The sequence below is a fragment of the Arthrobacter sp. zg-Y895 genome, assembly GCF_020731025.1.
Lineage (GTDB): Bacteria > Actinomycetota > Actinomycetes > Actinomycetales > Micrococcaceae > Arthrobacter_B.
This window is the reverse complement of record NZ_JAJFZY010000003.1, coordinates 337,153-357,063: the sequence shown is the minus strand read 5'-3', so window position 1 is coordinate 357,063 and position 19,911 is coordinate 337,153. Positions and strand designations below refer to the sequence as shown.

Genomic DNA, 19,911 nt, shown 5'->3' with positions numbered 1-19,911 from the left:
TACTGACTGGATCTGCTTAACGGCGCAGGCGGCGGCATGGGAATCCATGCCGCCGCCTGCGCTTTGTTGAAGGGCTGCTAGTCGACCTGCGGGCTCAGCGTCACGGTTTCGCCGTCCACACGGAGGGAAGCGCTGAAGGTGAAGGGCTCATCGGCCACCAGCGGGCTCTTGTCGCCGCTGAAGAGGTCGACCTGGGTGGCGGTGACCTGCGCGGTGCCGCTCAGCGGGCTGAGCACCCAGGCGCCCTCAGCCTGGGTCAGTTCAACGTCGGGGTAGTCGGTGATGCTCCACCTGATGGGCTGGTCCACCCGGTTGTTGGTGAGGTGGTAGAACGGGCAGCCCGGAGGTGCCAGACGGTCAGCGGCCGTGCAGCCGTCGAGGAACTCGCGGATACCGGCATCGATCTTGGAAACCAGTTCCTTGGTTGCCTCCGGCACGAGCGTGAGCTGCGGCTCGGCGTCGTCCGAAACCAGGACCTCCCGCTCCGCGGCGGCCAGGTACTGGCTGTCATAAGAGGCCGTCACCCGCGACGCAGGGAAGGCGGCGAACGTATTGGCGCCCTCCGGGAGCGTTACCCGGACCCCGTTGAGGTTCGCTTCCCGCAGCGCCGGAGCGTTGACCTGAACGGTCGGCAGCGTGGCCGGCACAAAGTCCCAGGTGTCGAAGAAGAGCCAGCGTTTGCCGGTGTTTTCCAGCACGAACCTGGTTGTTCCCTCGGCCTCGCCGTAGGCGTAGTCCACCGCAACCTCGACGCGGTCCCCGCCGATCTCCTCGGCGTCGCCGATTCCGCGCACCTGCTGCCCCTTCACGGAGGCGCGGAGCGCGTCGCCGTCCAGCAGCGCGGCGTTGGCTTCGGGGACCTGGGCGTTGAGCATCCCCAGCGCCTGTTCGCCCTCGCCGTCGGCAAGCTTCTGCAGATAGCTCTCGACGTGTTTCTCGGGGCCGTACGTCTTGGCGTTAACGAAGTAGATCACGACGACGGCGGCCGCGATGGTGAGCATGAGGGCAAGCAGCCAGGCGGCTACTGCCTTGATTACCGGTGATGTTCCCTGCACTGCTCTTACGTTACCTGCCCGGACGGACGAAGGCCGGATCGGTTTCCCGCTCCGGCCTTCGTGTCAGGTGCCCTGGCGGGAGGGCTGTACCAGTTGTCCCGCTGCTAGGAGGCTGCCGCCGGGGCGGTCTCGTGTGCAGCGGCGATCTCCTCGGCACGGGCGGCATTGGCTTCCTCGGTGAGCTCGGCGCCCGCAGCAGCGTCGCGTGTGAGGTTTTCACCGCTTTCCGGGTCGAAGAGGTGCACCTTGCGGGTGTCCAGCCACAGCTCGGCGTCGCGTCCGCCGCGGATTCGGCTGGCGGCGTCGAGCGTCACCACCACCTGCGGGCGCAGTTCGTCGGCGTCCATGTCCCGGGCAAGGTTGTTCAGCAGCTCGCGTACCTCGGGGGTGGGGTCGAAGTGGATGTACCCGTACTGCTCGTTGCCCAGCCACTCCGTGTGCGTGATCGGCGCCGTGAACGTGGAACCGTGCTGCAGCTTGCTTTCCTCCACCAGGGAGGCATCCTCGAAGAACTCCGGGCGGATGCCCACCAGGACAACCTGTTTGCCGGCGGCCTTTGCGGCCTTGTCTTCGGGGACGCGGATGTCGCCGACGGCCGTCTTCAGCACTCCGTTCTCCAGTGTTGCAGGCAGGAAGTTCATGGAAGGGGATCCGATGAAGCCGGCCACGAAGAGGTTGATGGGCTGCTCGTAAAGCTCACGAGGGGAGGCGACCTGCTGCAGGATGCCCTTCTTCAGCACCGCCACGCGGTCACCGAGTGTCATGGCCTCGGTCTGGTCGTGGGTGACGTAGACGCTGGTGGTGCCCAGGCGGCGCTGCATCTGCGCAATCTCCGAACGCATCTGGCCGCGCAGCTTCGCGTCCAGGTTTGAAAGCGGCTCGTCGAAGAGGAACGCATCCGCCTGCCGGACGATGGCGCGGCCCATGGCCACCCGCTGCCGCTGGCCGCCCGAGAGGTTGGCCGGCTTGCGGTCCAGGTGGTCGGTCAGTTCCAGCGTTGCGGCTGCATCGGTCACGAGCTTGCGGACCTGCTCGTCGTTGTACTTTCCCTTGTTCAGGCGCAGCGGGAACGCGATGTTCTCGTACACCGTGAGGTGCGGGTAGAGCGCATAGTTCTGGAACACCATCGCCAGGTTGCGGTCGCGCGGTGCCTTGTCATTGACGCGCTCTCCATTGATGAGCAGATCGCCGGAGGTGATGTCCTCCAGTCCCACGATCATGCGCAGGAGGGTCGATTTGCCGCAGCCAGACGGGCCCACCAGGATGATGAACTCGCCGTCGGCAATGTCCAGGCTGACATCGTTGACGGCCGGAAAACCGTCGCCGTACTTCTTGACGAGGTGGTTGAGGGTGATAGATGCCATGGTTAGGGATCCTTTTCTTAGTCCGGGTGTCGAAGGGAACTAGCCCTTGACGGCGCCCTGGGTTAGGCCGGAGACGATTTGGCGCTGGAACGCGAGCACCAGGACAACTACGGGAATGGTGACGATGATCGCCGCGGCGGAGATGGCTCCGGTGGGCTCCTCGAACTGTGAAGCGCCGGTGAAGAACGCCAGGGCTGCCGGTACCGGCCGCGCCGCCTCGGTGGAGGTCAGCGAAATGCCGTATACGAAGTCATTCCAGGCGATGAAGAACGCAATGATCGCGGTGGTGAAGACGCCGGGGGCCGCCAGGGGAACGATGGCCTTGCGGAACGCCTGCCACGTGGTGGCGCCGTCGACCTGGGCTGCCTGCTCCAGCTCCCAGGGGATCTGCCGGAAGAAGGCAGCCAGGGTCCAGATGGAGATCGGCAGCGTCAGGGACAGGTAGGGGATGATGAGTCCGGGCCACGTGTCGTAGAGCCCGATGTTGCGCCAGAGGTTGAACAGCGGGGTCACGATGGAGATGACCGGGAAGATCGAGACACCCAGCGCCGTGGTCAGCACCAGTTTCTTGCCCGGGAAGTCCAGACGGGCAATGGCATAGGCGCACAGGGTGGCCAGGACGACCGCGATGAAGGTGGCGATCAGGCAGATGCCGATGGAGTTGCGCAGGCTGCTCAGGAAGAGCCCCTGCGCGTCGCCGACCAGGATCTGCTCGTAGTTGCTCCACGACCAGTTGGTCGGGAGGAAGGTCCCGGACGTCAGGTCGCTGGGCAGCTTGAACGAGGTGGCCAGGATCGATGCCACCGGGAACAGCGCGTACAGGACAACCAGAACCGAAATAATGGTCCAAATCGTCCGCCGTTTGGCAGGTGAGGACTTCACTTATTTACCCCCTCGTGCGCCGGAAAGGTCCACTTTGAACAGTTTGATGGCGATGAAACAGATGATGATGACGCAGATGAACAGGAGGACCGACACGGCCGAGCCCATGCCGATTTCCAGGCGGGTAATCGAGGTCCGGTAGGCCAGCAGCGACAGCACCTCGGTGCCGTACGCGCCGTTGGTCATGATGTACACGTTGTCGAAGATGCGGAAGGCGTCCAGTGCCCGGAACAGGACGGCGACCATGATGGCGGCCTTCATGTTCGGGATGATCACCTTGGACATCCGCTGCCACCAGGACGCGCCGTCAACCTCTGCGGCCTCCGTCAGCTCGCCCGGAACCTGGGCCAGGCCTGCCAGCAACAGCAGGGAAATGAACGGGGTGGTCTTCCAGATTTCCGAGGCCATGATGACGGACAGTGCCGTCCAGGTGTCGGCGAACCAGTTCAGGTCCGAGTCGATACCGGGCACCCAGTTGAACCAGCTGTTGATGTACCCGGAGTTGATGTCGAACGCATAGAACCAGGCGAAGGCGGAAACCACGGTGATGATGCCGTACGGCACGAGGATCGCGGTGCGCAGCCAGCCGCGGACGGCCTTCAACGCGCTGTTCATCACCAGGGCCAGGGCAAAGCCGAGAATCAGCTCAATGACGACGGTGATGACCGTGATCAGCACCGTGACGCCCAGGTCCCGCCAGAACAGGCCGTCCGAAAGGATGGTCGCGTAGTTGCCCAGTCCCACGAACTCCCGGTCCGCCGGGGCGGTCAGGCGGTATTTGAACAGCGATTCCCAGAGCGCCAGGAGGATCGGATAGGCGGTGACCGCCAGCATGATGATGAAGGCGGGCCCGGCGAGCCAGAAACCCAGCCGCCGCTCCGCTTTGGCGCGGTCGCTGAGGGGCTGTTTGGACGGAGTGGGCTTGGCCGGGGCGTCCCGGACCGCTTCGACGGAAGTGCTCACAGCAGTTTCTCCCCTCTAAGGACTTCGAGAATGAATTCCTGGCTCTCGGCCGGGGTGGTATCGGGGTTGACGTCGCTCGGCGGAGTCCAGGTCTGCTGGATGCCGGTCGAGATCTCGTTGTAGTACGGGGTCTGCGGCCGCGGCACGGCCAGTTCCAGCGAGTCCCGGATGACCGGGGCCATCGGGAATGTCTCTTCGATCCCCGGCGCGTTGTAGGCCTCTTCGTTCGACGGAGGGTTGCCGTTGGTGGTGAAGTACTGGGCCTGGTTCTCGGGCGAGACGATGCATTCGATGGCCTCGAACGCCAGGTCAGGGTGCTCACTGTTGGAACCCACTCCGAGGTTGATGCCGCCCAGCGGGGGAGCCGTATCCTCGCCCTCGTTCATAGCCGGGTAGAGGGCCCAGCCGATGTCCTCGATGAGGGACTCAGGCAAGGCACCCTCCTCGACCGACGCGTTGGTGGCCGGCCAGACGAAGGGGTAGTTGACCATGAACGAACCCTGGTCACCCTGGAACTGGATCATGGAGGTGTTTTCCGTCTGGGTGGGCAGTCCGGGACCGCCCAGGCCCTCCTTGCCGATCGTGGAGACGACGTCGGCCGCCTGCTTTCCGGCCTCGGAGTCGAGTCCCAGCTGCAGTTCGTCCGCCGATGCGTCCGGGTTCTGCACGATTTCACCGCCGGCAGATGCCACCAGGGCATTGACCCACACGGTCATGGACTCGGCACGTGCGCCCTGCACACCGATGTATTTGTCCTGGCTCTCGGCCGCGGCAATTATGTCGTCCCAGGTCACCGGCTGGGTCATGTCAAGACCTGCGGCCTGCGCAACGGACTTGCGGTACCAGAGGATCTGCGTGTTGGCCCAGAAGGGAACGGCCACCACTTCGTCTTTCCACTTTGCTCCCGCGAGGGCGCCTTCCAGCACACCCTCGGTGGTGCGCTCCGCGACGTCGTCGGGTACGGGCGCCAGGTAACCCGGCTCCGCATACTCGGGAACGTTGGGCGGATCCAGGCTCATGATGTCCATGCTCTTATCCCCGGCCGCGAGGCGCCGGGCCAGCTGTTCGCGCTGGGAGGCGGCATCATTCGGCAGCAGGGAGGTCTCGATGGTGTACGCACCCCCGGAGGCATCGCTGCACTGCTTCGCCAGTTCGGCTTGCCCGCCCGCATCCGGATTGATGTACCAGGTCAAGGTGGGTGCTGCGCCCTCATCGGTTCCGCAGCCGGTCAGGAGAGTCGCACCCACGGCCAGAGCAACGCCGGCCGCAGCCCGTGCCCCTTTCCGGGTACGGCCCCAGTATCTTGCGTCGTTTGGCATCGGTACTGTGCCTCCACCTCGTCGTAAGCGTCCCCTGCGGCTTTGCACGAGACGGGCCGCACACTAAGCAGCCTTCGGTTTGACCATATGCCTTGAACGTAATTTACGCCACATTTATACCGGCCAAAGCGGGTGTTGCCTCAGGTCAGCAGGGCTGCGGCCAGGACCAGCACGGGAAGAGAGGCAATGGTGGTGAGCAGCACGGTGTCCTTGGCCACCAGCACGCCTTCTTCGTAGCGGGCAGCCGCAACGAAGACATTCTGGGCAGTGGGAAGGGCGGCGGTGACCACGACGGCGAAAAGCAGGTGTCCTTCCATTCCCAGGAGGAAGCGGGCCAGCAGGAAAGCCAGCAGCGGCTGGACAAGGAGCTTGAAGGCAGAGGCGAGGACGACGTCGGCCCGCCTGCCGCCGTCGGCATTCAGGGGCCGCGACCCCACCAGCGAAAGCCCGAAGGCAAGCAGCATGGCGGGAACCGCTGCACCGCCGATCAGGGACACCGGTTCATGGATGATTTCGGGCAGCTGTGTGCCGGTGGCGGCCAACAGCAGGCCGATCAGTGAGCCTACGATTATCGGGTTGCGGACCACCTGCCCGGCAAAAACCCGAACTGAGGTCCGCCGGCCGCTGGTGGCCGAATCCATCATCATCAGGAAGAGCGGGGTGAAGAACGCGAGCTGGAAAATCAGCACGGGCGCGATATAGGCAGCGTCCCCGAGGACGTACACGCAGATGGGCAATCCAAGATTGGCGGCATTGACCAGGGACGAAGACATCGCCGAAATGAGCATTTCCGGCAACGGCCGGCGCAGCCACCAGCGGGTAACGAGCACATAGAGGACCGCTGTGGCTCCGGCGCTGACGGCGGCCACCAGCAGCGGAAACGAGAAGACCGTGGGCAGGTCCGCATCGCTGAGGGTTATGAGCAGGAGCGCCGGCGATGCAACGAAGAACGCCAGGCGGCTCAGTACGGTCTGGGCGTTTTCGCCAAGTACGCCGAGCCGGCCGATGGCATACCCGGTAAGGATGATGATCCAGACAACGGCGAATCCGGTGAGTACCCCCAGCACCGGATGCTGCTATCTGGCTTCGGCTGCGGCGCCCGGGTTGCCGGCCATGACCTGGGTGTTGTCCAGGGCCAGCGGAGGACGCTCGGTGCCTTCCGTCACGGCCTCGGCCGGGTCCGTCCCCAGCTCCAGGATCCGGTTGGCGGAATCAACGTGGACAACCGTCGGCACAAAGGAGCGGGCCTCATCGGTGGTCATATCGGCATAGGTAATGAGGATGACCGTGTCGCCCACATGCACCAGGTGGGCCGCTGCACCGTTGATGCCCAGCACTCCCGAGCCGCGTTCGCCGGCGATGGTGTACGTCTCCAGCCGGGCGCCGTTGTCGACGTCGACGATCGAGACGAGCTCGCCGGGGAGGATGTCCGCGGCTTCGAGGAGGTCAAGGTCAACCGTCACGGACCCCACGTAGTGCAGGTCGGCATGGGTCACCGTGGCGCGGTGGATTTTGGACTTAAACATTTTCCGGTTCATCGCGGATAAGTCTACGCCGAATACCCCGGACTATGAGCAGGGGGTTGACACGCTGACAGCGAAAGTGCAGTGCGGCGCAGTGCAGGGGGGAGTGGGTGGAGTCTTGCTCCGAAGTGGAGCGGGCGACGGGAATCGAACCCGCGTATCAAGCTTGGGAAGCTAGCGCTCTACCATTGAGCTACGCCCGCAGTGTCCGGAAGGAATCCGGCACAGCTCCTAACTTTACATGGAACCTGCCGGTTGCCTAATTCGTTTGCGGGCGCTGCCGAAAGGTTTCCGGACTGGTTGCCCAGGCACCGGCCGGCCTAGTCTCCGGAGCCTTCGCCGGGTTCGGAATCAGCGCCGGCCCGGGCCCGCTCCACGAGTTCGCGCCACCTGCCCTTGACCTGCCGTTCCGGGATGGTGACGGCGGCCGGGCCCACGGAGATCTCATACGTGAACCGGTCCGGTTCGCTGTCCGGGGCTTCGGGCGGATCGCTGAGGAGCGGCAGCCACCGCTCCTGTGCCTCTTCGGAGCTGACCTGCGTGCTCCAGGTGCGCTGCATGCCCGCAAAGCCGCCGCTGCGCACTACAACCAGTCTCATACCAAGACGTTAACCTCTTTCCATGCGGCCTGCACAGCAGTACTTTCCTCCGTTCCCGCTCCGTACCGTTTTTCCGCTGCGGTGAGCGTGGCGGCGGCAAAGACGGCGAAGGTGGCGTCGGCGGGAAAATTGCGTTCGGTGATGGTGTCGTACCAGATCTGGCCGGCTCGTTCCCAGGCATACCCGCCCAGGGCTTCAGCGACCAGGTAGAAGGCGCGGTTGGGGATTCCGGAGTTGATGTGGACACCGCCGTTGTCCGCCGCGGTCTGCACGAAGTCCGCCATGGACGCCGGCTGCGGATCCTTGCCAAGCACGTCGTCGTCGTAGGCAGTGCCCGGTGCCTTCAGGGACCGCAGTGCATGCCCCTGCACCAGGTCCGTGAACAGGCCCTCACCAACCAGCCAGCTGGCCTGGTCCGCTGTCTGTCCCAGCAGTTTCTGCTCGACCAGGACGCCGAAGACATCCGCTACTGATTCGTTGAGTGCCCCGGCCTGGTCACGGTAGTCCAGCTGCGCGGTGTACTGGATGATGCCGTGGGTCAGCTCGTGGCCGATCACGGTGAGGGATTTGCTGAAGCGTTCAAACACCTCGCCGTCGCCGTCGCCGAGCACCATCCGGGAACCGTCCCAGAAGGCGTTGTCGTAGGCGCGTCCATAGTGGACGGTGGCCTCCAATGCCCGCCCGGCGCCGTCGAGCGAGGAACGTCCGTAGGCATCGCTGAAGAGACGGTACGTGGCGCCGAGACCGGCATAGGTTTCGTCCACCGCCGGGTCGCCCGTGTCCGGTTCGCCCTCGGACCGCACTACCGTGCCCGGCAGTTCCTCCAGGCCCAGGGCATCGGAGATAGTGCGGCGCAGGGACGGGGCAAACGCCGTGCCTGATCCGCGGGACGGCGCAGAACGCGGCGCCGAGCGCGCGGATTCCACGCCGTCGATCCCGGTCAGGGCGCGGCGGGCAGCCTTCGCCGCCGTTGCCTTTGCAGGGTCTTCGGCGGCGGCCAGGCGGGCAAGCAGATACGGCGGAACGATGGAACAGATCGAAGAAGCAACGCTTGAGTTGGTCACGGTACAGCCCTCCCTCTGTTGTGAGGTTCCCCAGCGTAGGCCCCGGCACTGACACTGCAAGCGCTAGGCCTGCAAAAACGGCATCAAATGGCCATAACGCAACCTAATCGGCTGTTTTCGACCCTTCCGGGGCTGGTCAGTCCTGTTCCGTACCGGCCGGGTCCTGTGCCTGCGCAGCGGCCTTTTCGGACGCCTCGACGAGCGAAGCCACAACGTCCGGGCCGATCTCCAGCCCTACTTCGTGTCCCGGATTGACGGACATGCCGTATCCCGGGGCAATGCTGCGGATGGTGGCTTCGCCGCTGGCCTTGACGACCACCGGTGCTGCTTCGCGCAGCTGTGCGGGGATGCGGTCCGCGGAGGTGAAGGTGGCAGCCACGGAGTAGTCGGCGTCCGGGGCCTTCAGGACCACTGCCTGGAAGGTGGAGGGATCGTCGTCCTTCGTCAGGCGCCCCACGCTGAGCAGTTCCGACGTCCAGATGACGGACATAACCTCGCGGTTGGTGAGCCGGCCCTCACGACCGGCGGTGATGGCTTCTTCAAGCGCCGCGCCGGGTGCTTCGACGTCGTCGTGGGCCAGCGGCATTGTCGGGATCTCGGGGGTGTTGTCCGGTTCCATGGGGGCTCCTTCTCAGGGCTCGGTGCCAAAACCCCAAGTCTGGCATATGGAGCGGATACCGTGGTGGGCATGAGTCCGAACGAGAACACCCGCAGCCTCGAAGCAGGCATTGAGCGGGATTTCAGCGACAAGATGAGCTACGGGTCCTACCTTGCCCTGGATGAGCTGCTTTCCGCGCAGCATCCGGTGAGCAGCCCGGAGCACCACGACGAGATGCTGTTCATCATCCAGCACCAGACCTCGGAACTGTGGTTGAAGCTCGTCCTGCACGAGCTGCTGGCCGTGCGTGCCCGCCTGGCGGCGGATGACCTGCGTTCGGCCATGAAGGGAATTGCCCGGATCAAGCACATCCAGCGCTCGCTGACGGAACAGTGGTCCGTGCTGGCAACGCTGACCCCGTCCGAGTACTCCGAATTCCGCGATGACCTGGGCGCCTCGAGCGGCTTCCAGTCCTACCAGTACCGTGCCGTCGAGTTCCTGCTGGGCAACAAGAACGAGGCAATGATTGCCGTGTTCGCGGCAGACCCGGCCGCTCAGGAGCTGCTGTCCGGCCTGCTTTCCCAAACCAGCATCTACGACGAGTTCATCCGCTATCTTGCCCGCCGCGGCTACGCCGTGGCGCCGGAACTCCTGGACCGTGACGTGACGCAGGCACATGTGTATGACGAGTCACTGCTGGCGGTCTACAAGTACGTCTACGAAAACCCCGCCGGGAACTGGGACGTCTACGAGGCCTGCGAAGAGCTTGTGGACCTCGAGGACAATTTCCAGCTGTGGCGTTTCCGACACTTGAAAACCGTTGAACGCACCATCGGCATGAAGCGGGGCACGGGCGGTTCCAGCGGTGCCGGCTTCCTGCGGCGCGCCCTCGAACTGACGTTCTTCCCCGAGCTCTATGCGGTGCGGACGGAAATCGGCCGCTAGGGGCATGCGCTATTTTTGAAGAGTGCTGATTTCTGACCGCGACATCCGAGCCGAGATTGCCGACAACCGGATTGCCCTGGACCCCTATGACCCCGCCATGGTCCAGCCTTCCAGCGTCGATGTGCGCATCGACCGCTTCTTTCGGCTATTCGACAACCATAAGTACGCCCACATCGATCCCTCGCAGGACCAACCTGAGCTGACCCGCCTGGTGGAAGTGGATCCGGATGAGCCGTTCATCCTCCACCCCGGAGAGTTTGTCCTGGGTTCCACCTACGAGCAGGTCACCCTGCCGGACGACATCGCTGCGCGTCTGGAGGGCAAGTCCTCGCTGGGCCGGCTTGGGCTGCTGACGCACTCCACGGCTGGCTTCATTGATCCCGGCTTCTCCGGCCACGTCACGCTGGAGCTTTCCAACATGGCAACGCTGCCCATCAAGCTGTGGCCCGGCTCCAAGATCGGACAGCTGTGCTTCTTCCGGCTCAGCTCCCCGGCGGAGCACGCGTACGGCTCGGGACGCTACGGCAACCGGTACCAGGGCCAGCGGGGCCCGACGGCGTCGCGCAGCCACCTGAACTTCCACCGCACCGATGTCACTGCTGCCTCGAATGACGAGGACACGGCGGGCGTCAGCGCCTCCTAGGGCCTGGCGGCGGCGCGGCGACCGTCCGGCTGTAGGGCCTGGCGGGGGCGGTGTGACCGTCCGGCTGGAGGGTCGGGCGGGGGCGGTGTGACTGTCCGGCTGGAGGGCCTGGCGGCGGCGGTGTGACTGTCCGGCTCTAGGGTCTGGCGGAGGCGGCTTTAATATTCCGAGCGAGCTCTGCGAGCGTAGGAATTTCGTTGCCGCCGGAGCCAGACCCGCAGGCACGCAGGCCGGAGCCGGAGCCCGGCCCCATAGCGCTTAGTCCTTATCGACGGGCGAAGCGGTCCGTGCTGCGGGGGAGCGGACCGGGAGCAGCACCAGCAGCCCTATCAGCAGCACGGCCATGATGCCGATGATGCCGTACCGCTGGGAGCCGAAGACCACGATGCAGACCGAGAACAGCGTGGGGGCCAGGAAGCTGACCGCCCGCCCGGTGGTGGCATACAGGCCGAACAGCTCGCCTTCCTTCCCTTCCGGGGCGAGCCTGGCGAGGAACGCCCGGGACGCGGACTGGGCCGGGCCCACGAACAGGCACAGCAGCAGGCCGAAGATCCAGAACGTGGTGTCGCCGGTCCACTGCAGTCCAAACAGGTCCTGGTCATCCGGGCCCAGCACCACAATGGCCGTGCCGGCAAGGATCAGTCCGATCAGCGAACCGACGATCACGGCCTTGGGACCGGAGCGGTCATCGAGGAAGCCGCCGACCACGGACCCGGCGGCGGCGACCACGTTGCCGAAGATGGCGAACATAATCACCTCTGACAGTTCCCAGTTGAAAGTGCCGGCCGCGATAACGCCGCCGAAGGTGAACACTGCCGCCAGGCCGTCGCGGAAGACGGCGCTGGCGAGCAGGAAGTAAATGGTGTGCGGGTCGGTCCGGAAGAGGGCCTTGATGCGCTGGAAGAGGAGCTTGTAGGACGCAAGGATCCCCAGCCGTGCCAGCGCCTCCTGCCGGGGAACCTCGGGCACGGTGAACATCAGAGGCAGGGCGAACAGCAGGAACCAGACGGCGGAAAACAGCGCAACGAAGCGGATGTTCAGTCCGTCTTCGGAGGTGACGCCGAACCAGCCGACGTCGGGCTGCACAAAGCCCACGAGTACCAGCGCCAGGGCAGCGATTCCGCCTACATAGCCCATGGCCCAGCCCAGGCCGCTGATTTTGCCGACGGTGGCCGGCGTGGAGATCTGGCTGAGCATGGCGTTGTAGTTCACGCCGGCAAATTCGAAGAACAGGTTCGCTGCGGCGATCAGTGCCACACCCAGGATCAGATAGTCGGGCGAGGGGAAAACAAACCAGCACGCCGCGACCAGGGCGCAGGTCAGCAGGGTGTTGACGGTGAGCCAGGTGCGGCGGCGGCCACCCGCGTCCGAGCGTTGGCCGGTGACCGGCGCGAGGACGGCCACGGCGACGCCGGCAATCGCGAGGCCGGCGCCGAGGACGGCTGAGTTCTCGTCTTTGTCTCCGAAGGAGGCGGACGTCAGGTAGACAGTGAACACAAAAGTGGTCATCACTGCGTTAAAGGAAGCGGACCCCCAGTCCCAGGCCGCCCAGGCCGCCACCTGTTTCCAGCGTGCAGGTGCGGAGGCGCGCGGCGCCAGGCCACCCGGAGACGTTTTTTGTGTGCTGAGACTCATGCCGCTGAGCCTAGCGGCTGCCGCGGCCCGGAACGGTATTCAACGCCCAAAACGCCGGTGGCCGGTTCCTTTGCCGAACCGCCCGAGTAGGAGGGCGTCCGTATGCCATGGGTAGAATGTACTTACGACCTTGACCGCCCCCCTTGATAACTGCAGCCAAAATCAGGCTGAAACATCGACGAAAGAGCCCGGGAGATCATAGTGCTGTTTGTGCTCACCGTTTTATTTGCGGTGGCATTGGTTGCGCCCTTGGTGTTCCGCAAGGTCGGCCGGTCTGCGTTCTACATCCTCGCGGCCTTCCCGGCTGCCGCGTTCATTTGGCTGATAGCCACCTTCCCCCGGTACACCGGTGCAGACCAGACGCTGGCATCCGGCGCCCCGAACGCGCCGCCGTCGGTCACCATTGCCTGGATTCCCGACCTCCGGGTGGAACTGGCCTTCCGGATGGACACCCTTGCGGCTGTGCTGTCCATCCTGATCCTCGGCGTGGGCGCCCTTGTCCTCTTCTACTGCGCCCGGTACTTCCGGCCGAATGACCCGAAAATGGGCAGCTTCGGTGCCCAGCTGCTGGCGTTCGCAGCCGCCATGTTCGGTTTGGTTACGGCGGATGACCTCATCCTGCTGTTCATTTTCTGGGAACTGACCACCATCCTTTCCTACCTGCTGATCGGCTACTCGGCGCACCGGCTCTCTGCCCGCCGCGCGGCCCTGCAGGCCTTGATCGTCACGACCTTCGGCGGCCTGGCGATGCTGGTCGGCATGATCATCCTCGGCTCCGTCGCCGGGACGTACCGGATCTCGGAGATCCTGGTGCAGGCACCGGAACTGGTGAATGCCGGGACGCTGGTCAACGTTGCCATCGCCCTGCTGCTGGTCGGCGCCGTCTCAAAATCGGCCCTCGTGCCCTTCCACTTCTGGCTGCCCGCAGCCATGGCGGCGCCCACCCCGGTCAGCGCCTACCTGCATGCCGCAGCCATGGTGAAGGCCGGTATCTACCTCATCGCCCGGCTGGCCCCCGGTTTCTCCGAGACGCTGCTGTGGCACCCCATCGTGCTGATCCTGGGCCTTTCAACCATGCTGCTGGGCGGCTGGCGTGCCCTGCGCCAGTACGACATCAAACTGATCCTCGCCTACGGCACGGTCAGCCAGCTCGGTTTCCTTACCCTGGTGGTGGGCCTGGGCAGCCGGGAGGCCGCAGTCGCCGGGATGGGCCTGCTTCTGGCGCACGGCTTCTTCAAGGCGACCCTGTTCCTGGTGGTCGGGATTATCGACCACCAGGCCGGCACCCGTGACATCCGCAAACTCTCGGGAATCTTCCGTGCAGCACCGAAACTGGCCGTCGTCGCCGTTATCGGTGCGGCGTCCATGGCAGGCGTGCCGCCGCTGCTGGGCTTCGTGGCCAAGGAATCGGTCTACGAGACCTTTGTGCATTACGGCGAGCAGCAGGGCACCATCGCCGCCTGGCTCCTGCTGGCCGGCGTGGTGACCGGTTCCATCCTCACCTTCGCCTACAGCGCCCGTTTCATCTGGGGCGCCTTTGCAACCAAGGATGGCTGCACACCCACCCCGTTCAAGGCGGTGTCCTGGTCCTTCCTCGCCGCTCCGGCGATCCTGGCGGGCGTCACCGTAGTGTTCGGGCTCTGGCCGGCACCGCTTGATTCCGCGATTGCGTCCTACGCGGATCTTTTCCCGGCCGAAGGCAAGCCCACCCACCTGGCCCTCTGGCACGGCCTGACCCCGGCGCTGGGCCTGACTGCGCTCACCCTCGGCATCGGCGTCGTCCTGTTCCTGCTGGCCCGGCAGGTAGAGGACCTCCAGCGGGACGTCGCCTTCCCGGTCGACGCCGAGCGGTCCTACCGCGGCGCCATCGGGGTACTCGACGACGTCGCCGTGTGGGTTACCGGGCGCACGCAGCGCGGTTCGCTGCTGTTCTACCTGTTCGTCATCCTGACCATGGCGATCCTGACCCCGCTGATGGCCCTGATCCTGCGGTCCGCGCCCCTGCCGCAGGACTTCCGCTGGTTCGATACCCCGCTGCAGGCCGTGATCGGCGCCGCGGTGGTCCTGGGCGCCGTTGCCGCGGCCCGCGCGACGAAGCGTTTCCTGGCCGTGCTGATGGTTTCCGTCAGCGGTTACGGCATTGCCCTGATCTTCGCGCTGCAGGGCGCCCCGGACCTGGCCCTGACCCAGATGCTCGTCGAAACCATTGTCCTGGTGGCGTTCGTGCTGGCCCTGCGGTCCCTGCCGGCCAGGTTGTGGAAGCGTGAACCCAAGCGCCACCGCTTCCTAAGGGCGTTGCTGGGCATCGCCTTCGGCGCCAGCATGGTCGTGTTCGCCATGACCGCCATGGCTTCCCGTGTCGCCACGCCCGTATCCCTCGACTTCCCGCAGCTGGCCTACGACGGCGGCGGTGGTTCCAACATTGTCAACGTCACCCTGGTGGATATCCGCGCCTGGGATACGTTCGGTGAAATCACGGTGCTGGCCATCGCGGCCACGGGCCTCGCGTCCCTGATCTTCGTCCGCGGACGCGGGGACAAGCGGCGCCGGGCCGAGGGTGTGGCCAGCGGCTCCGTGGACCGGGGGAGGGAGCAGTTTGCCCCCACCGCCCGGCGCCAGGCCACCCTCGCCATGGCCCGCAAATTCTCCAGCGTGGGCCGCGACGCCTGGCTGGTAGCCGGCCGGACGCTGGCGCCCGAGCGCCGGTCCATCATCTTCGAGGTGATTACCCGGCTGCTGTTCCACTCCGTCATCCTGTTCTCCGTCTACCTGCTGGTTGCCGGCCACAACCTGCCCGGCGGCGGGTTCGCCGGCGGGCTGATGGCGGGACTGGCGCTGACCATCCGTTACCTGGCCGGTGGCCGCTTCGAATTGGCCGAAGCCAGCCCGGTCAGCGCCGGAACGCTGCTGGGCGGCGGCTTGGGCGTGATTGCCCTGTCCGCGGCGGCACCGCTGTTCTTCGGCGGGCAGATCCTGCAAAGCGCAATCCTCAAGTTCACCTGGCCGATCTTCGGGGAGGTCAAATTCGTGACCTCCACGATCTTCGACATCGGCGTCTACCTGGTGGTGGTGGGGCTGGTGCTGGACGTCCTGCGCAGCCTGGGCTCGGAGATTGACGAGCGCAGCGAGGGCGACGCCGACGACGAGGACGACGACGAAAATACTGTGGAGGAACCGGAAATCATCGACGTTGCCGCCCGTCCCGAAGAGGAAGAGGTGGCACGGTGACTGTTAACCTCACCCTCCTCCTGGTTATGGGGTGCCTGTACGCAGCCGGCATCTACCTGCTGCTTGAGCGGAGCCTGACCCGGGTGGTGCTTGGCCTGGCCATGCTCACCAATGCAACGAACATCCTGCTGCTCGCCACCGGCGGGCCGGCGGGGCTCGCACCGATCTTCAACAAGGACATTGCTGCGGATGCCTACAACGATCCGCTGCCGCAGGCCTTCATCCTGACCTCGATCGTCATTTCCTTCTCGGTCACGGCCTTTATGCTCGGCATCATTTACCGGTCCTGGGTGCTGGGCCGGCAGGACGAGGTCCAGGACGACGTTGAGGACCGGCGCGTGGCGAGCCAGAGCAGCTTCGACGCCGAAGATGACGCAGACGTCCCGGAGGACACCACGGAATTCACACCGCCGGAGGAAGCCGAAGAGGCTCCCGGCTCCCAGCGCGGCAACACAGCAAACGAACCGGAGGTGAACCGATGAACACAGCCAGCCTTGCACCGCTGGCGGTGGTGCTCCCGGTCCTCGGTGCCGCCCTCGCGTTCATCCTGATCCGCCACCAGCGCGCCCAGCGGGTGGTCAGCATCAGCATCCTCAGCGGAACCCTGATCCTGGAAATCGTCCTGCTGGGCTCCGTCTGGCAGACCGGCGCGCAGGCCGTGAACCTGGGCGCCTGGCTTCCACCGTTCGGCATCACCATGGTGGTGGACCAGTTCTCCGCACTGATGCTGGTGGTCTCTTCGGCGATCAGCCTTTCCGTGCTGATCTATGCCGCCGGCCAGGGTATGGCCGACGGCGACGAAGACGGACCCATTTCGATCTTCCACCCGACCTATCTCATCCTGGTGGCAGGCGTTTCCAATGCCTTCCTCGCCGGGGACCTGTTCAACCTGTACGTGGGCTTCGAAATCCTGCTGACCGCCAGCTATGTCCTGATGACCCTCGGCGGGACGACGCCGCGGATCCGCGCCGGCGTGACGTATGTAGTGGTCAGCGTGGTGTCGTCGCTGCTGTTCCTGATTTCCATTGCCATGATCTACGCGGCCACCGGCACCGTGAACATGGCCGACCTTGCCCTGAAGCTCGGCGAACTGGATCCGGCGACCCAGCTGATGCTGCACCTGATGCTCCTGGTGGCATTCGGGATTAAGGCCGCCATTTTCCCGTTGTCCTTCTGGCTGCCGGACTCCTATCCCACCGCGCCGGCCCCGGTCACCGCTGTGTTCGCCGGCCTGCTGACCAAGGTGGGTGTGTATGCCATGGTCCGCACCGAGACCCTGCTCTTCCCCGGGGACAGGATCAACACGCTGCTGATGGTGGTGGCGGGGCTGACCATGCTGGTGGGCATCCTCGGTGCGCTGGCGCAGACCGACATTAAGCGAATGCTCTCCTTCACCCTGGTCAGCCACATCGGCTACATGGTGTTCGGTCTCGCGATCGCCTCCGTGATGGGCATCGGTTCCACCGTGTTCTACGTGGTGCACCACATTACGGTGCAGACTTCGCTGTTCCTGGTGACGGGCCTGATCGAACGCCGCGGCGGAACCGCCAACATGGACCGGCTCGGCGGGCTGGCACGGCTGTCGCCGCTGCTGGCGGTGCTGTACTTCATTCCCGCCATCAACCTGGCCGGCATCCCGCCGTTCTCCGGGTTCCTGGGCAAGCTCGGCCTGATGCAGGCCGGTGTGGACCTTGGCACTCCGCTGGCCTATGTCCTCGTGGGTGCAGGGGCCGCCACCAGCCTGCTGACCCTGCTGGTCATGGCCCGGGTCTGGAACCGTGCATTCTGGCGTACCCCCGAGGACGCCGTGCACCCGGATCCCATCCTGCTGGCCACCAGCACCGACGGCTCCAGCCTGCGCAGCTCCGAGCACGTCATCGAGCATGCCACGGGACGGTTCTCCGGCAGGGAGTCCGTGGACCTGCTGCCCCGGACCATGGTTTACCCGACTGTGGGCCTGGTTGCCCTCGGCGTCGCCCTGACCGTGGCTGCCGGACCACTGTTTTCACTCAGCGACGACGCCGCCCGGGACCTGCTGGACCGCACCCCCTACATTGAAGCCGTACTGGGCGAGGGGGCAGCCCAATGACCAAGCAAGCACGCATGCGCAACCGGTCCCGCGTTCCGCTGCTGCAGGAACTGCCCCTGCTGATCTGGCTGGTGTTCCTGTGGGGGGCGCTGTGGCAGGACTTCAGCGCCGGAAACCTGGTCTTCGGGGCGGTGATCGCCTTCTTCGTGGCGAACATCTTCTACCTCCCGCCCGTGGAACTCAGCGGCAGGTTCAACCCGCTCTACGGGCTGCTCTTCGCCGGACGTTTCCTCTACAAGCTGGTGGAGGCCAGCTTCCACGTGCTTTGGCTCGCGCTTGTCCGCGGCCCGCGGATCCGCAACGGTGTCATCGGGGTGAAGCTGCGCAGCCGCTCGGACCTGCTGGTCACGGCCACCGGCCACGTGCTCTCCCTGATCCCCGGCTCGTTGATTGTCGACGTCGACCGTTCCACCTCGACTCTGTACCTGCACGCGCTGAACGTGTCCACGGCGGAACAGGCGGAAAAGGTGCGGGCCGATGCCCTGGACGCCGAGGCCTGGCTGATCCGCACCCTGGGAACCAAAGAGGAGCTGGCCGCCCTGCGTGCCGAAACCGCTGAAACACGGAAACGAAAGATTGGAGGCCGGGCATGATGAGCGCAGCTGTGGTGGCCGTGTCCGTCATGTTGGCAGTGGCCGGCGCCGGTGCCATTTACCGGATTGCCCGGGGCCCCTCGATCCTGGACCGGGTGCTGGCCTCGGACGTGCTGCTCGCCATTGTCGGTGCGGCCCTGATCACGGACATGATCGTTTACCGCAACCTGGACTACCTGGCCCTGGTGGTCGCTATTTCCCTGATCGGCTTCATCGGCTCCGTGACCGTTGCCCGGTTCGTAACGGACAGGCGGTAGCACCATGGAAGAGACCGTCTATGACGTGATCACAGCCGTATTGATGCTCGGCGGCGCGCTGATGTCCCTGGCCGCCGCCATCGGCCTGATCCGTTTCCCCGACCTGCTCAGCCGCATGCACGCGGCCACCAAACCCCAGGTGCTTGGGCTCCTGCTGTTCCTGCTGGCCATGGCCGTGGAATTCCGCAGCTGGAAGCTGCTGCCGATCCTGTTCGTGGCCTGGATCTTTATGCTCCTGACCGCACCGGTCTCGGCCCACATGGTTGGCCGCGCCGGTTACCGGACCAAGCACCTGCGGCCCGAACTGCTGGTCATCGACGAACTGGACGACGTCGTCGAGCGTGCACAGCGCCTGCTCCGGGAAGCGGAAGAGGAAGTGCTCGAAGACGAGGATGACGATCCGCGCGTGGACGATGATCCGGGGCACGGCTACACCGGGGAGCTCGACGACGACGAGATGCTGCGCGCCCGCGGAACCGGCGCAGGAGGGGCGTTAAACAGCGACGCCCAGCGCCCGGGGAAAAACCCCGAGGGCTGAGCGCCCCTGCCTCCACCAACGGCGGAGGCTTCGATAATCGAAGGCTTAGACGATTTCCGGCGTCTTCTGGTAGCGCTGGATGGCCCGCTGCGTGCCGCGGTTGGTCAGCACGCGGATGACCTGGCTGACGGCACCCGAGACCACGGCGAATGCCACGGCGGAGCGGAGGCTGTTTTCCAGACTGCCTTCGGCGTCCTTCGGCGGCTCGTTGCCGGTGGCCTTGGTCCAGGCGAAATCCAGCACCTTGGCGGCGACGATTCCGGAGAGGATGCTCGCTCCGGTTCCGAGCAGTTTGAGGATCAGGTTCATGAATACTCCTAGCTTCGGGCGTTTTTCCTAACCCTACGGTACCCGTTTGCCCGTCGCCGGATCAGGAACACGTGTGTAGAGTGGAACCGCAAACATACGACAGGGGAGCGCCGTCCCGCAGCAGGTCTTCGGACTGCGAAGGACAAGGCGCTGAGAGTGCGGATATCCGCAGACCCTCGAACCTGATCCGGTTAGTACCGGCGAAGGGAGTCGAGACTCAGGGAAATTCCCCGTTGGCCGGGCAACGGTCTGCGGGGAAGCGCGCCGGTTTACCGGTGCAGTATCACCCTCCCCTCCTGACCTCAGG

19 protein-coding genes, 1 tRNA gene, 1 pseudogene and 1 riboswitch are annotated in these 19,911 nt (G+C 65.2%); of the genes and pseudogenes, 8 read left to right on the top strand and 13 right to left on the bottom strand.

Translation table 11 applies throughout. The features are described 5' to 3' along the window. Positions 1-77 precede the first annotated feature (77 nt). From LJ760_RS03380 to LJ760_RS03330, 11 genes are all read right to left on the bottom strand, one after another. The gene (locus LJ760_RS03380) at positions 78-1,055 is read right to left on the bottom strand and encodes a hypothetical protein (protein ID WP_227919268.1); all 978 of its coding nucleotides are present in this window, start codon (positions 1,053-1,055) and stop codon (positions 78-80) included. A gap of 104 nt (positions 1,056-1,159) precedes the next feature. Beyond that, positions 1,160-2,419, bottom strand: a complete 1,260-nt coding sequence (locus LJ760_RS03375; protein ID WP_227919267.1) for an ABC transporter ATP-binding protein — start codon at positions 2,417-2,419, stop codon at positions 1,160-1,162. A 39-nt stretch (positions 2,420-2,458) separates the two neighbouring features. Beyond that, positions 2,459-3,301 (bottom strand): carbohydrate ABC transporter permease, encoded by an 843-nt coding sequence (locus LJ760_RS03370; protein WP_227919266.1) that lies wholly within the window; start codon positions 3,299-3,301, stop codon positions 2,459-2,461. Continuing rightward, the gene (locus LJ760_RS03365; protein WP_227919264.1) at positions 3,302-4,264 is read right to left on the bottom strand and encodes a carbohydrate ABC transporter permease; all 963 of its coding nucleotides are present in this window, start codon (positions 4,262-4,264) and stop codon (positions 3,302-3,304) included. Further along, positions 4,261-5,583 (bottom strand): extracellular solute-binding protein, encoded by a 1,323-nt coding sequence (locus LJ760_RS03360; RefSeq protein ID WP_227919262.1) that lies wholly within the window; start codon positions 5,581-5,583, stop codon positions 4,261-4,263. The genes LJ760_RS03365 and LJ760_RS03360 overlap by 4 nt, the downstream gene beginning before the upstream one ends. A 140-nt stretch (positions 5,584-5,723) precedes the next feature. Further along, positions 5,724-6,650, bottom strand: a complete 927-nt coding sequence (locus tag LJ760_RS03355; RefSeq protein ID WP_227919259.1) for an AEC family transporter — start codon at positions 6,648-6,650, stop codon at positions 5,724-5,726. Between the two features lie 9 nt (positions 6,651-6,659). Then, positions 6,660-7,121 (bottom strand): aspartate 1-decarboxylase, encoded by a 462-nt coding sequence (gene panD / locus LJ760_RS03350; protein ID WP_227919251.1) that lies wholly within the window; start codon positions 7,119-7,121, stop codon positions 6,660-6,662. Between the two features lie 114 nt (positions 7,122-7,235). Then, positions 7,236-7,309: transfer RNA gene (locus LJ760_RS03345), tRNA-Gly, on the bottom strand. A 117-nt stretch (positions 7,310-7,426) separates the two neighbouring features. Then, on the bottom strand, positions 7,427-7,705 hold the full coding sequence (locus LJ760_RS03340) for a protealysin inhibitor emfourin (protein WP_227919248.1): 279 nt from the start codon (positions 7,703-7,705) through the stop codon (positions 7,427-7,429). Then, complete coding sequence (locus LJ760_RS03335; protein ID WP_227919246.1) at positions 7,702-8,769, bottom strand: M4 family metallopeptidase; 1,068 nt, start codon at positions 8,767-8,769, stop codon at positions 7,702-7,704. The genes LJ760_RS03340 and LJ760_RS03335 overlap by 4 nt, the downstream gene beginning before the upstream one ends. A 136-nt stretch (positions 8,770-8,905) precedes the next feature. Further along, positions 8,906-9,388, bottom strand: coding sequence for an SseB family protein (locus LJ760_RS03330; protein ID WP_227919240.1), 483 nt, complete (start codon positions 9,386-9,388; stop codon positions 8,906-8,908). Between the two features lie 69 nt (positions 9,389-9,457). Between LJ760_RS03330 and LJ760_RS03325 the strand changes: the two genes are divergently transcribed. Together LJ760_RS03325 and dcd are read left to right on the top strand one after the other, a co-directional pair. Beyond that, positions 9,458-10,312, top strand: coding sequence for a tryptophan 2,3-dioxygenase (locus LJ760_RS03325; RefSeq protein WP_227919238.1), 855 nt, complete (start codon positions 9,458-9,460; stop codon positions 10,310-10,312). A gap of 22 nt (positions 10,313-10,334) precedes the next feature. Next, positions 10,335-10,955 carry a dCTP deaminase gene (dcd, locus tag LJ760_RS03320; protein ID WP_227919236.1) on the top strand — a complete coding sequence of 207 codons (621 nt, stop codon included), beginning with the start codon at positions 10,335-10,337 and terminating at the stop codon, positions 10,953-10,955. A 258-nt stretch (positions 10,956-11,213) separates the two neighbouring features. On the opposite strand, the gene LJ760_RS03315 is transcribed toward dcd, so the two are convergent. Continuing rightward, entirely contained in the window at positions 11,214-12,590 is a 1,377-nt protein-coding gene (locus LJ760_RS03315) for an MFS transporter (RefSeq protein WP_331460702.1), read from the bottom strand. Between the two features lie 201 nt (positions 12,591-12,791). Between LJ760_RS03315 and LJ760_RS03310 the strand changes: the two genes are divergently transcribed. From LJ760_RS03310 to mnhG, 6 genes and pseudogenes are all read left to right on the top strand, one after another. After that, a complete protein-coding gene (locus LJ760_RS03310) occupies positions 12,792-15,818 on the top strand; it encodes a Na+/H+ antiporter subunit A (RefSeq protein ID WP_227919233.1) in 3,027 nt (1,008 codons plus the stop codon). Then, the gene (locus tag LJ760_RS03305) at positions 15,815-16,300 is read left to right on the top strand and encodes a Na(+)/H(+) antiporter subunit C (RefSeq protein WP_227919230.1); all 486 of its coding nucleotides are present in this window, start codon (positions 15,815-15,817) and stop codon (positions 16,298-16,300) included. The genes LJ760_RS03310 and LJ760_RS03305 overlap by 4 nt, the downstream gene beginning before the upstream one ends. Beyond that, complete coding sequence (locus LJ760_RS03300; RefSeq protein WP_227919229.1) at positions 16,297-17,907, top strand: Na+/H+ antiporter subunit D; 1,611 nt, start codon at positions 16,297-16,299, stop codon at positions 17,905-17,907. Before LJ760_RS03305 ends, LJ760_RS03300 begins: the two co-directional genes overlap by 4 nt. Beyond that, a complete protein-coding gene (locus LJ760_RS03295) occupies positions 17,904-18,500 on the top strand; it encodes a Na+/H+ antiporter subunit E (RefSeq protein ID WP_227919227.1) in 597 nt (198 codons plus the stop codon). Before LJ760_RS03300 ends, LJ760_RS03295 begins: the two co-directional genes overlap by 4 nt. Beyond that, positions 18,497-18,757 (top strand): monovalent cation/H+ antiporter complex subunit F, encoded by a 261-nt coding sequence (locus LJ760_RS03290; protein WP_227919225.1) that lies wholly within the window; start codon positions 18,497-18,499, stop codon positions 18,755-18,757. Before LJ760_RS03295 ends, LJ760_RS03290 begins: the two co-directional genes overlap by 4 nt. Positions 18,758-18,761: 4 nt before the next feature. After that, a pseudogene (gene mnhG, locus LJ760_RS03285) lies at positions 18,762-19,121 on the top strand (monovalent cation/H(+) antiporter subunit G); the annotation flags it as partial. A gap of 219 nt (positions 19,122-19,340) precedes the next feature. Here mnhG and LJ760_RS03280 read toward each other — a convergent pair. Continuing rightward, entirely contained in the window at positions 19,341-19,604 is a 264-nt protein-coding gene (locus tag LJ760_RS03280) for a DUF4235 domain-containing protein (RefSeq protein ID WP_227919224.1), read from the bottom strand. Between the two features lie 91 nt (positions 19,605-19,695). Next, positions 19,696-19,830: riboswitch (TPP riboswitch) on the top strand. Positions 19,831-19,911 lie beyond the last annotated feature (81 nt).